Annotated in this window: 10 protein-coding genes; 2 read left to right on the top strand and 8 right to left on the bottom strand. The window is 71.7% G+C overall.

Annotation, left to right across the window (positions count from 1 at the left end; translation table 11 throughout):
* Positions 1–60: 60 nt before the first annotated feature.
* Positions 61–714 carry a type II toxin-antitoxin system PemK/MazF family toxin gene (locus tag ACFQRJ_RS02740; protein ID WP_377016789.1) on the top strand — a complete coding sequence of 218 codons (654 nt, stop codon included), beginning with the start codon at positions 61–63 and terminating at the stop codon, positions 712–714.
* 378 nt (positions 715–1,092) lie between these two features.
* A complete protein-coding gene (gene rpsT, locus ACFQRJ_RS02735) occupies positions 1,093–1,359 on the top strand; it encodes a 30S ribosomal protein S20 (RefSeq protein WP_377016787.1) in 267 nt (88 codons plus the stop codon).
* An 88-nt stretch (positions 1,360–1,447) separates the two neighbouring features.
* On the opposite strand, the gene ACFQRJ_RS02730 is transcribed toward rpsT, so the two are convergent.
* The 8 genes from ACFQRJ_RS02730 to ACFQRJ_RS02695 all read right to left on the bottom strand — a co-directional run bounded on the left by ACFQRJ_RS02730 (position 1,448) and on the right by ACFQRJ_RS02695 (position 12,138).
* Positions 1,448–2,245, bottom strand: a complete 798-nt coding sequence (locus ACFQRJ_RS02730) for a GNAT family N-acetyltransferase (RefSeq protein ID WP_377016785.1) — start codon at positions 2,243–2,245, stop codon at positions 1,448–1,450.
* Positions 2,226–3,212, bottom strand: coding sequence for a DNA polymerase III subunit delta (gene holA / locus ACFQRJ_RS02725; RefSeq protein WP_377016783.1), 987 nt, complete (start codon positions 3,210–3,212; stop codon positions 2,226–2,228). Before holA ends, ACFQRJ_RS02730 begins: the two co-directional genes overlap by 20 nt.
* A 34-nt stretch (positions 3,213–3,246) precedes the next feature.
* Positions 3,247–5,607, bottom strand: coding sequence for a ComEC/Rec2 family competence protein (locus tag ACFQRJ_RS02720; protein ID WP_377016781.1), 2,361 nt, complete (start codon positions 5,605–5,607; stop codon positions 3,247–3,249).
* A 30-nt stretch (positions 5,608–5,637) separates the two neighbouring features.
* Positions 5,638–6,588, bottom strand: a complete 951-nt coding sequence (locus tag ACFQRJ_RS02715; protein WP_377016779.1) for a helix-hairpin-helix domain-containing protein — start codon at positions 6,586–6,588, stop codon at positions 5,638–5,640.
* An 81-nt stretch (positions 6,589–6,669) separates the two neighbouring features.
* Complete coding sequence (locus ACFQRJ_RS02710; protein ID WP_377016777.1) at positions 6,670–7,380, bottom strand: vitamin K epoxide reductase family protein; 711 nt, start codon at positions 7,378–7,380, stop codon at positions 6,670–6,672.
* 35 nt (positions 7,381–7,415) lie between these two features.
* Complete coding sequence (locus tag ACFQRJ_RS02705) at positions 7,416–8,411, bottom strand: NAD-dependent epimerase/dehydratase family protein (RefSeq protein WP_377016775.1); 996 nt, start codon at positions 8,409–8,411, stop codon at positions 7,416–7,418.
* Positions 8,408–11,110: an alpha/beta fold hydrolase gene (locus ACFQRJ_RS02700; protein ID WP_377016773.1), complete on the bottom strand. Its 2,703-nt coding sequence runs from the start codon at positions 11,108–11,110 to the stop codon at positions 8,408–8,410. The genes ACFQRJ_RS02705 and ACFQRJ_RS02700 overlap by 4 nt, the downstream gene beginning before the upstream one ends.
* Complete coding sequence (locus ACFQRJ_RS02695) at positions 11,107–12,138, bottom strand: 3-oxoacyl-ACP synthase III (protein WP_377016771.1); 1,032 nt, start codon at positions 12,136–12,138, stop codon at positions 11,107–11,109. Before ACFQRJ_RS02695 ends, ACFQRJ_RS02700 begins: the two co-directional genes overlap by 4 nt.
* Positions 12,139–12,281: the final 143 nt, after the last annotated feature.

Raw genomic sequence — 12,281 nt, 5'->3', positions numbered from 1 at the left:
TACCATCTAACACCGTCACCTCTTCCGACGCGGGCACCCCTCGCCCGGGAATCGAGAACCATGTCTTTGGCCTCCCGCTTGTCCTCGGTGCTGCGCATCGCCGCCCGCTCCCCCGCCGTCCGCCGCGGCGCACGCAACCTGGGGCGTTCTGCGATGCGCGCGGTCCAGGATCGCCGCGGAGGCTCCGCCGGTCCGTCGGCCTCGAGAGCCCCTGCGTCCGCGGGCGGCTCGCCCGCCTCCGCGCCCGGCGGTGAGAGCTCGCTCGCTCTCGCCGACCGGGACGCCTCCCAGCCGATGTCCTTCTCGTATGCGCCGCGCCCCGATGATCGCCCGGATCCCGGGGAGATCGTCTGGGCATGGGTGCCGTTCGAGGAGGACAGCAGTCAGGGCAAGGATCGTCCGGTGCTGGTCCTCGCCCGGGAAGAGGCATCCGCGGGAGGACGTGACGGATCGGGTGAGGTGCTGATCGCGCTGATGCTCACCTCTCGCGATCGCGCCGCCTCCGGTGGTGTGAGCACCGACGAGTACGGCTCGACCTGGGTGGACATCGGCTCCGGGGACTGGGACAGCCAGGATCGCGATTCGGAGGTACGGGCCGATCGGCTGTTGCGCCTGGACCCGGATTCCGTGCGCCGCGACGGCGGGCGCCTGGATCGCTCCCGCTTCGAACGGGTCGCCGCCGTGGTGCGGGAGGTCCACGGCTGGCGCGGATGAGCCCGCAGGCTGGAGTGAGCATCACCGGGGACGGTGAGCATCACCGGGGACGGTGAGCATCACCGGTGCCAGCGCCGTCACCGCGTGTTCGACGGCATGACCTGGAGCGACACGCAGGAGACACGGCGCACACCCGATTCGTGCAAAGGGGCGGCTCTGGTAAGGTCGTGACCCGTATGTGTGACATACCGTTCGGTGTGCGCACGCCGTCGTCTTCTCCGTGTCGGAGTTCGGCGGTTCGTGCGACCCGGGCGAGTACCCGGGGCAGCGACCCGGTACCGGCGTCTCCAGGCGAATCCCCACCGCCGTCCCCGCCGGTCCCGTTCCTCGGCCGCCCCGGATGATCCAGCACAAGAGCAGCACAAGAGAAGAGTCTTCGTGGCAAACATCAAGTCCCAGATCAAGCGGAACAAGACCAACGAGAAGGCGCGTCTGCGCAATCGGGCCGTGAAGTCCGAGCTGAAGACGTACACCCGCAAGGTGAAGAACGCCGTCTCCACCGGTGACGCGGATGCCGCCGGCGAGGCCCTCAAGACGGCCTCCCGCAAGCTCGACAAGGCCGTTTCCAAGGGCGTCATCCACCGCAACCAGGCCGCGAACCGCAAGTCCGGTCTCGCCAAGCTGGTCGCCGACGTCCAGAGCTGACGCCCCGCGATCAGCTGATCGAAGAGCCCCACATGCCTGGCATGTGGGGCTCTTCTGTGTCGATGGGTCTTTGTCGATGGGTCTTTGTCTACGACCTCGTCGTCCAGGAAGTGCCTGCCGACAACTGACGCTCTGGTGACAAGCCGCCGGCCGGCTGCTCGACGGAGTCTGGATCGGCGCCCGCCTCGAGTAGAGCCGTCAGATTCGGGTCCACTGAGGATCCGTCCGCGTACCGGTGGACCAGTGTGCAATCGTCCAGCCACCGGCCCCGACGGCCGAGCACCGCTTCCCGCTGGGTGCCCTCCAGCCGGTACCCGTTCTTGCGCAGCACCCGGAGGCTCGCGGTGTTCTCCGCGAAGACCATCGCGATGATGCGCCGGATGCCCAGGTCCTCGTGGAGAAACCGGGTGAACTCGCCGACGGCAGTCGCCGCGATCCCCTCACCATGGTGGTCGGGATGGACGGCGTACCCGAGCTCCATGTCCCATACGGGCGCCTCCCGGCCCAGCGCATGAGGGCGTCGGATCCGCCCGCCGATGTCACCGACGCCCTTGCCCTCGCGCTCGATGACGCACAGTAGAACGTCCTCCCGCGCCAGTCGGGAGGCGAGATCTGCGCGGGTCTCGGCCCATGTCGCCATGGAGCGGTCGGTGTACTCCTGGGTGACTGGGAGTCGCCAGTACTCATGCAGTACTTCGGTGTCCTCGAGCCTCGCCGGCCGGATGCGCAGCGCACCGGCGGTCAGCGGCCAGGCCGCGTCCTCGAGACCGTGCAGCGGCGAGTCGCCGCCCGCAACGAGCGGCGGGGTGCCCGCAGAGACCGGTGCGGACGGGTGAGACTGCGCTGCCTGCGCCTGATGGGTCCGCTCAGCGGGCGCGGCGGGCACGGCAGATCTCCATCACCATGCGCTGGACCGACCACCGCGGGTCGCGGCCTGCGCCCTTGACCTCGTGATCCGCGCGAGCGACGGCCTCGAGGGCACGCGCCAGTGAGCGATTCGTCCATGAGCGTGCCTCACGGGTGAGGTTGCGCAGCATCCAATCCGGCATACCGAGGGTGCGGGCGTTGGCACCGGGGGCGGTCACCTTTGCCAGCGAGCGCATCTTCGAGGCGATCGCGGCGACGATCGGAACGGGATCGGCGCCGGCGAGCTGTGCCTGCTGCAGCAGCTGCAGGGCCTCCTGCTCCCGCCCGGAGATGGCGGCGTCCGCGACGGCGAACGCGGTGGATTCGACCCTGCCGGCGGTCAGCGCGTGCACGTCCTGGACGCTCACTGCGGGAGCCGGAGCGCCCTCCTCCGGAGTGGTGTCCTCGACGAGCTGGCGGCTGATCGCGGCGAGTTCGGCGAGGTCCGTGCCGAAGGCGTCGACCAGGGCACCGATCGCGTCGGACTGGATGCGCCGCTCGGCGCGTGCGAACTCGGCCGCGACGAAGGCCTGTTTGTCGCCGTAGCGCTTGACCGGGCTCGCATCGACCCGGGGCACCCCCGACTTCTTGAGAGCGTCCAGCAGCTTCTTGCCGCGGTTGCCCCCGCGGTGGACCAGCACCACGTTCACGTCGGGCTCGGGGCTCTTGACGTAGTCCAGGATCTCGGCCACCAGCGCGTCAGGGGCCGCCTGCACATCGGGCACGAGCACCAGCCGCGGCTCGCCGAACAGCGACGGGCTGGCAACCTGGGTGAGGGCCCCGGCGGTGGCGGCCTCTCCGGAGAGGTCGTGGACCGCGACCGAGGGATCGGCCTCCTTGGCCAGGCCGCGCAGGCGCTGCACGGCGCGGTCCGCGATCAGGGTCTCGGTGCCGTGGACGAGCACCACCGGTGCGAGGGCGACACTGTGCCACTCGACATCGCTCACGGGAGCTCCTCACTGCTCGGGGACCTGGTCGATCCTAACGGGCCGGGCCGACGGACCGCGGCGCGGCCGGGTCCTCGGTGGGCAGGATGACGGTGCCGTCCTCGTCCGTGCGGACCACGCGGGTGTCGGAGGCCGCCAGCAGATCCAGCAGGGTCGGGGTGGGGTGGCCGAAGGTGTTCTCGGCACCCACGGTGATCAGGGCGAGATCCGCGTCGAGATGCTCGTACAGCTGCGGGGACTGACGGCGCGAGCCGTGGTGGGCGACCTTCACGATGTCCGCCGGGCCCGGGTCCAGGCCGGCGAGCTCCTGCTGGGCGGCCGGCTCGAGGTCGCCGAGGGACACCAGGCGGGTGCCGCCGGCCCAGGTGGCCGAGAGGGCGATCGAGCAGTCGTTGGCGTTGTCTCCCTCGCCCGCCCCGGACTCGCGGGCGGAGGCGGAGATCGCACCGTCGGCGGAGACGGGCCACAGCACCTCGAGGACGAGCCCGTGCTGCTGCCACGTGTCCCCGGTGGTGGCCACGCCGGTGGGCACATCGGGAACCACGTCGTCGGTCGCCTCCGGGATGGGACATATCCATTGCCCGGCCGGCGCCCGGGCACCGGTGAGGGCGCCGAGGCCCCCCGTGTGATCCGCATGGGGGTGGGTCAGGACGAGCAGATCGATGCGGGTGATCTCCAGCCGGTCCAGGCAGCGGCGCAGCGGGGCGGGCTCGGGGCCGGTGTCGATGAGCACGGTGGCGGTCCCGGACGGCGTGTGCGAGCGCAGCAGGACGGCGTCCCCCTGGCCGACGGCGCATACGGCGACGAGCCAGGGCGGCGACGATCCGATCGGCGCGATGCGCCCGATGCTCGGGGCGAGGGCGACGACGAGCAGCGCGGCCGAGATCCATCGCACCGCGGGCGAGCGCCGAGCGGCTATCGCCGCCGCCACCCCGGCCACCACCGCGAGAGCGAGCACAGCCCCCGTCGCTCCCTCGGGCACGGCGATCCGTGACCCGGGCAGGGAATCGGCTGCCCGGGCGATCAGCAGCACCAGGTGGGCGCCGCCTGCCGCCGCCGTGTTCAGCGCGACGGCCGCGGCGGGCCAGATCGTGCCGATCACGAGCGCCATCAGTCCGAGCACGGTGGTGGGGGCGACGAGCGGACCCACGAGGATGTTCACCGGGACCGCCCACAGTGAGATCTCCGGGGTCAGCAGCACCAGCAGGGGTGTGCAGATCAGCTGCGCCACCAGCGGGACGGCGACCACCAGCGTGAGGGGACGGCCGAGGCGGCCGCCGCTGGCATCGGTGATCACCGTGGCCAGCGGCGGGGCGGCCACCAGTATCGCTGCGGTGGCCAGCGCCGAGAGCAGGAACCCCACGGACGCGGCGGTGACCGGATCGAGCACCGACCACAGGGCCACGGTCAGTGCCAGGGACGCCACCGCTGAGGCGCGGACCCCGGCGAAACGAGCCACCAGCAGCGGGGTCGCCATGGTCGCGGCCCGCTGCACGCTGGGTTCGTCGCCCACCAGCCAGACGTATCCGGCCAGGACGGCGCCGGCGACCAGCAGACGCGGTCGGCGTCTCACTCCGCACAGCAGCAGCACCCCCAGGACAGCGGCGAGTACGAGGGCGATGTTGGCACCGGAGACGGCGACCAGATGCGAGATCCCGGCCCGCCGCATGGTCTCCTCGGTCGCCTCCCCCATCCCGGTGGTGTCCCCACTGGTCATGCCGCGCACCAGCGCGGCCTCGTCGGCCGGGAGGTGAGAGGTGGCCGCTCGGGCCTGGTGGCGCAGCTGCTGGCGAGCGGCCTGCATGGCCCCGGAGACTCCGGCGGTGGCCACCGGAACGGCTTCGCTCGCGGTGAGGACGGTCAGGTTCCCGCTGCCGCTCAGCACACCGCGGACCCGGATCGTGTCGCCGTCGCGCGCCTGGGAGAGTCCGTCTGCGGCGCGGGGTGCGGCGCGGAGCAGTACGGGGAGGGACGCGGGCAGCTGGACGTCGTGCCGGCCCAGAGTCGCGGGGCTCCGGACGGTGCGGGTCATCACCTGTATCCCGCTGCGTGACCAGGCGGGGCCGGAAGCCGGTGGGGCGGGATCGGCCCCGGCCACGACGTTCAGCTCCACCACCAGAGCGTCCTCTGCGGCCTCCGCCAGCAGGTGGTCCGTCTGCCCATGGCGCTGCAGCGCAGGGAACAGCAGTGCCCCGGCCAGGACGAGAATGCCGAGGTGGGCGAAGAGGACGTGGACGGCACGGGAGCCGCCGGCGAGCATGATCGCGCTCAGCGCGAGCGCGACGATCACCGCGCACGCGGCGACAGCTGCCGCGGTACTGACCATCACGCCCAGCACCGCGAGGATCCAGATGCAGGCGGCGGCGGGTATCAGTCGCAGGTCGGCGTGCTTCACGGGGTGCCGGTCGGGTCGGCGCCGAGGTGGTCATACGCTCGCGTGCTCACGGATCTTCTCCAGGGTGGCGGGCCCGATCCCGGAGACCTCGAGCAGCTCGTCGACGGACTCGAAGGGCCCGTTCTTGTCGCGGTGCTCGATGATCCGCTGACTGATCGCCGGGCCGACTCCGGGCAGCTGCTCGAGTTCAGCGGCGTCGGCCGTGTTCAGATCCACGGGCGCGGTGGAACCCGACCCGGAGCCGCTTCCGCCGGATCCCTCGGTGTCTGCGGAACCGGAGCCGGCGGCCGAGGGAGCGGGTACGGAAGGGGGATCTTCTCCAGGCCGTGGGACATGGATCTGTTCGCCGTCGGCGACCGGGCGGGCGAGGTTCACGGCGGAGAGGTCGGCCTCCGAGGTCGCTCCTCCGGCGGCCTGGAGTGCATCGTCGACCCGCGAGCCCTCCGGGAGGGTCACCACACCGGGAGATTCGACCGCGCCGGCGACGTGGACGACCAGGCCGCCGGACGGGTCGGTGCCCTCGCTGCTCCGGTCGCCGTCAGCCCCGGTGCTGCGGTCCCCGGGTTCTGTCGTCTCCGAGCCGCCAGCGTTCCCGGCGTCCCCGGCATCGGAGGAGTCCGACGGACCGCTCGGGGGCTCTCCCGGCCCCTCACTCCCGCCGTCGGCATCGGAGGCGGGCTCGTCATCCCCTCCGTCGAGTCCGTTGCCCTCCCCACCCGGACTCGGATCACCGGCGGCCGCCGGCTTCTCCTCCTCCAGCGGCACGGCGGAGCCGGCGCTGGAGAGGTGGATGACGCCGATCCCGATCAGGACCAGCACGGCGATGCCGACGAGGGCCGACGGCGCCGGGGACGGCAGGGAGAAGCGGCGCTCGGGACGCGCGTCGCGGTGATCCCGGCGTTCGATGAGCGCCTGACCGCTGCGCCGGTGCCTTCCCGCGCGGCCGCGCCCCGTCGTCCCGGATCGTCCGTGTGCTCCCATGGCCGCGACCCTAGGGAGGCGGGAGAGCCCCGGTCAGCGCAGGGTGCTGAATTGGGGACGCAGATGCTCTGGGGAGGAACCTCAGCCCAGGCCGAGCATCATCAGCCACTGACGGTGGAACGCTGCCAGGATCACGAGGACGACCAGCACGTACCAGGCGATGGTCAGCACCACCCAGCGGCGCAGCACGCCCGCCAGGGGTCCGGGCACTCGCAGCTGCCCGCTCTCGACGGTGTGCGCGAGAGTGGAGAAGAACATGGGCGCGGTGACGGTCCAGATGACCATGCACCACGGGCACAGCGCCTTGATGACGAAGATCGTCGAGATCGCCAGGAAGTGGATGTAGCCGAAGGCGAACGTCATGCCTCCCAGGCGAGCCCAGCGGAACCACGCGGGCAGGGCGCCGCCGCTGAGCATGAGCGATCCGACAACGCCCATGATTGCGAAGCCGGCCAGCCCGATCGCCTGGTTGGGGATGCCCAGTGCTGAGGCCTGCCAGGTCATCATCACATTGCCGCAGGAGATGAACGGGTTGATGTCGCAGGCCAACGAGGCGCCTGGATTCGCGAGCAGGTACTCCTTGTCGATGGTGAGCATCAGCGCGGCGATCCAGCCGATGAGACCGCCGAGCAGCAGTACAGCACCGGTCAGCCGGGAACCCGCGCGGGACCTGGCGGTGCGCTCGGCCGCCAGCTCCGCGTCGATCTCGGCCAGCAGCTCCTCATCGCTCGCCTCGGCGCCGGCGGTCCGGTCGAGGCCTGCAGACCGTGCGGCGGAGTCGTTCTCACTCATGTCGGCGCTTCCTCCGTGCGATCGAGTCCCGGGCATCAGGCCGTCACCGGATGCTCGGCGAACCAGGCGGCGAGGTGTGCGTTGCCCTCGTCCATGCTGACGCGTGGTCTCCACTGCAGCCGCGTGCGGGTGCGGCGCTGGTCGAACCAGTGCGCCGTCGACATCTGCTCGGCGAGGAACTCCGTCATCGGCGGTTCGTCGTGGCCGGGACGGATCTCCCAGACCCGCTCGACGACTCGGCCGGCGAGGCGGCCCACGCTGCCGGGAATCGTGATCCTGGGGCGGGGGACGCCGGCCGCATCGCACCAGCCGGCGAAGACGTCGCGCACCGTGCGGGGTTCACCGTTGGTGATCACGAAGCTCTCACCATGGACGTCCTCGATGCGGTCGTGGGCGGCGACGATCGCGTCGGCCGCATTGGTGACGTACGTGGTGTCGATGAGCGCCATTCCCTGGTCCAGCAGCGGCAGCCGTCCCCGCCGGGCGCGGTCGACGATGCGCCCCACCAGCTGCGTGTCCCCGGGTCCCCACACGATGTGGGGGCGCACGGAGGTCACGAGCATGCCGTCGCGGCCGTCGGCGTCCATCGCCAGCAGTTCGGCGGCGGCCTTGGTGCGGGAGTAGGGACCGCGCGCGCGGCCGGGGTCGGCGGGGGTGGCGTCCAGGCCCTCGATGGCGCGGCCCAGATGGGCGACCGACGGGGAGGAGACGTTCACAAGCTTTCCGCCGCCGCCGGACCGCATCGCGGCGAGGATGTTCTCGGTGCCGCCGATGTTGATGGCACGGTACTCGTGCTCGGGACCGGAGATCGAGACCTTCGCGGCGAGATGGATGACCGCGTCGGCGCCATCCACCGCGCGGCGCACGTCCTCGGCGTCGGTCAGTGAGCCGGTGACGTCCTCGACCCCCGGGATGCCGGCGGGCCGTCGCTGGAAGGCGCGGACCCGTGCGCCCCGGTCGCGCAGCGTGGCGGCCACGGCTCCGCCGAGCATGCCGGAGGCGCCGGTGACCAGGATCGTCGAGGTGCTCACAGCGGGTCGGGCCTCTCTCCCCGGAGGGTCTGACCGGACCATCGCGCCAGGGCCGCCCGGTCGATCTTGGAGTTGTGGCGGATGTCGGTGGGCAGAGTGCGTGTGGTGAACACCGCCGTGACGTCCGCTCCGGTGCGCTCGCGGACGGCGCGGCGCACGGCTTCCTGGAGGGAGGTCTCCGCGGGACGCGGCCGGGCAGGCTTCCCGGGGCGGTAGCCCTGCTCGGTCTCGAGGACGACGACGATCTGCTGGGTCCCGCGGGGTCCGATGGCGGCGGCGCCCGCGCGGCGCACCGTCGGCACGCTCTCGGCGGCCTCCTCGACCTGGACCGGCGTGAACAGTCCCTCGGCCGTGGCGAGGACGTGGTCGGCACGACCTTCGACCCAGAGGCGACCGGCCTCGTCGAGGTGGCCGACGTCGCCCGTGGCGTGCCACCCCTCGAAGCGCATCGAGGTGCGGGTGGTGCGCCAGAGCATGAGGTACCGGTCGCGCACGTGCGGGGCGCGCACGAGGATCTCACCGGTCGCGCCGGGCTCCTGCGTGATCTCGCCGGAGGTGCGGCCTTCGGCGTCCATGACGGCGATGGCGATCTCGGCCCGCGGGACCGGGGTGCCGACGCAGACGCCGGATCCTTCGCCGGCCCGGTCGATGCCCTCGAGGTCGATGGCGGCCACCGCCAGGCATTCCGTCATGCCGTACGGGGTCAGGGCCTTCGCCCGCGGCATCAGTGCGCGCAGCTCGCGCAGCAGGTGGGCCGGGATCGGGGCGCCGGCGGAGAAGAAGCTCGCCGCACCGGCGAAGGCCGCCCGCCCGCGCTCGTCGAGGTTGGAAGCGGTCTCCAGGATGTTGCGCAGTGCCGCTGGTGCTGTGAACACGGCGGGCCGGCCGAGGGCGGCGATCGCGTCGGCGAGGGCGGGTGCGGTCAGCTCGCCGGGGCGGGTGATGTCCATGTCGGGCACCACCGAGGGTGCGCCGAGGGCCGGTCCCAGCAGCGCGAAGGGGGCGAAGCCGGCGACCAGGCCCCGCTCGGGGTCGAGCTGGAGGGTGTCGCCGACCGCCGTGAACATCGCACTGAGCTGGCGGTGGGTGTAGACGGCGCCCTTGGCCGGCCCGGTCGAGCCGGAGGTGAACAGGATCGCGGCGTCGGCGTCCTGGTCGGGCCAGGCGGCATCCAGGGGAGCTCCGAGCTCGCGCATCATGGAGCCGGAGGTGGCCAGCTGGGCGATGGAGGTCTCCACGCCGAGCGCCGCCCGATCCAGCGTGGGCAGCTGGTCGACGCTGATGCGCCGGCCCGGCCAGCCCATCGCACGGGCGCCGACGAGCGCCTTGTTGATGCCGATCAGCCAGTCCGGGTGGGAGCCGATGACCGCGCGGGTCAGGCCCGCCGTGCCGAGCCCGGCGTCGGCGATCACCGCGACGGCCCCGATGCGCAGGCAGGCGTAGAGCACGGCGGTGAGATCGGCGCCCGGGGTGATCAGGATGCTGACGCGGTCCCCGGGGCGGATCCCATGGCCCAGCATGCCGGCGGCGATGTCGTCGATGCGCCGATTCAGCAGCGACCAGGAGATCTCGCGGCCGGGGCTGCCCTTGCCGGGCATCTCGACGACTGCGGGCAGGTGGGCGTGGGTGCGGTCGGCGGCCAGGCGGGCGATCGGCTCGCCGATGTGCCGCTGCGGCGCGGGCTCCGCGAAGGAGGAGACGGGCCGCCACGTGACCGGGTGGGCGTCGGCCCCGATCCCGGCCCCCGATCCGACCCGGTCGCGGAGCCAGTCGGCGACGGTCCCGGCGACGTCGGCGTCCTCCCACACCAGGTGGGAGGCGTTCTCGAAGCGGTGCACGTCGGCGTGAGGAACCCGCTCGAGGAGGTCGCGCAGGTAGCGGTCGGAGAAGGTGATGTCCCGGACGCCCCAGGCGAACAGGGTCGGCACCTCCAGGTGACGGATCCCCTCGGCGAGCCGCTCGAGGGCCGGCCGGGACGGGTGGTGCGCGTCGGCCGGGATGTCGGCGACGAAGTCCTCGATGCCCTTGCGGCGGGCGCGGGAGCGGTACGGCGCGAGGTAGGCGTCCTGGACGTCCTGCGGCAGCGGCGGCTTGGACAGCGACAGCGTGGTGCGCAGGAAGGCATCGGTCAGTGAGGTGGACGCGGGCAGGAACGCCGGCGCGGTCGCCAGTTGGAGCGCCTTGGGCAGCGACTCCCCCAGCTCCTGGTGGATCCCGGTGTTGGTCAGCACCATCCCGGCGAGGTCGTGGCGGTTGTCCAGGGCCCAGCCGACCGAGACGATGCCGCCCCAGTCATGCCCGACGGTGACCACCGGCCCGCGGACCGAGAGCGCGTCGGTCAGCAGCGAGAGGTCGGTGATGCGGTCCTGCAGGCGGCGGGTGATGCCCGTGCGCTCGGACCAGCCCATCTCGAGCTGGTCGACCGCGATGACGCGCCACGGGATGTCCTCGCGCACCAGGGAGCGGAAGAGGAAGGAGTAGGTCGGGTTGCCGTGGACGGCGAGGATCGTGCCCTGCGGGGCGATGCCGCGCTCGGCCAGCAGCGGGCCGGAGTCCAGCAGGTGCCAGCGGCGCGGCTCGCCCGTGTGATCCCGCACCTCCAGGGTGCGGCTGATGCGCGGGTCGACACCCGGCAAGCTCTGCTCGAGCGGGATTTCGGGGAGCGCGGCCCGGCGACGACCCGTGGCGGCGGCGTTCACCACTGCACCTCCAGCATCGCGGTGTTCAGGCCGGAGCCGACGCCCATCAGCAGGACGCGCTCACCCCGGGAGATCTTGTCCTGATGGTCGGCCAGGGTCATCGGGACGGCCTCCGCGGCGATATTGCCCCAGTCCGGGAAGCTGACAGGGATTCGTTCCATCCCTACGCCGGTGATCTTGGAGAAGTTGCGGGTGTAGACCATCGAGACCTGATGGGGGATCACGTGCTCGATGCTCTTGAAGTCCAGGCCGGCCTCGTTGGCACCCTTCCAGGTGTCCAGGATCAGGCTGATCCCGTTCTCCAGCAGGCCGGCGGAGTCCGTGCGCATGTCCTGCATGTCCGCCACGCACAGCTCGTGGTGCTCCGTGCCGGCGCGGGCCTGGGTGAGCTTGAGCGGGTGGCCCTCGGGATGCTCGTCCGCCGGCCCGATCACGGCGGCGGCAGCTCCGGAGCCCAGGGTCAGGGACGCGAACTGGTTGTTGAAGTCCTCCCGGGTGGAGGTCTTGGAGTTCAGGCGGTCGATGGTGCCGCGCTGGACCTCCTCGACATCCTCCGCGCCGACGATGAGGGCGTACTTGATCTGACCGGCGTCGATCAGCCCCGCCGCCATGGACATGGCATTGACGAACCCCAGGCACGCATTGGTGATGTCGAAGTTCATGCAGCTCGGCGGCATCCCGAGCGAGTGGTGGATGCCGGTGGAGACCGCCGGTTCCAGGTGCTGGCGGGACACGGAGGCGTTGATCATCAGCCCGACCTGGTCGCGCATGATGCCGGCCTTGGCCATGGCACGCTCGGCGGCGAGCACCACGCCCTGCTTCCAGCCGTCGCGGGGATCGCGCCACCACCGGCGCTCGTAGACGCCGGCCACGCGCTGGAGGACCCCCTTGGGCAGCCGCAGTCGTTTGCGGGCCGGGGCCAGCATCTCGTCGATCTCATCCGAGGTGACGGTGACCTGCGGAAGGGACATCTCGACCGAGAGCAGGGTCGCGTTCCTGTGGACGAAGCCTGTGTTGCCGTTCCCCATCTGCGTGCGCTACCTCGTTCGTCTCGTGCAAATCATGTGGCATGGCCGCGGGACGGACGCCGGCACCGACGGGCCGGCGCCGGGGCGCTCGGCCGCGACAGGGTCGGGCTCATGCACCGCACATTCTCCCACCGGGAGCTGAG

Source organism: Brachybacterium sp. GCM10030252 (assembly GCF_042666535.1).
Classification (GTDB): domain Bacteria; phylum Actinomycetota; class Actinomycetes; order Actinomycetales; family Dermabacteraceae; genus Brachybacterium.
This window is presented reverse-complemented; position numbering and strand designations above follow the sequence as displayed.

Bases quoted from the DNA above. Each gene is read 5' to 3' on its own strand.
- ACFQRJ_RS02740 (WP_377016789.1), top strand. From the start codon at position 61: ATGTCTTTGGCCTCCCGCTTGTCCTCGGTGCTGCGCATCGCCGCCCGC.
- ACFQRJ_RS02695 (WP_377016771.1), bottom strand. From the start codon at position 12,138: ATGGGGAACGGCAACACAGGCTTCGTCCACAGGAACGCGACCCTGCTC.
- ACFQRJ_RS02710 (WP_377016777.1), bottom strand. From the start codon at position 7,380: ATGAGTGAGAACGACTCCGCCGCACGGTCTGCAGGCCTCGACCGGACC.
- ACFQRJ_RS02715 (WP_377016779.1), bottom strand. From the start codon at position 6,588: ATGGGAGCACACGGACGATCCGGGACGACGGGGCGCGGCCGCGCGGGA.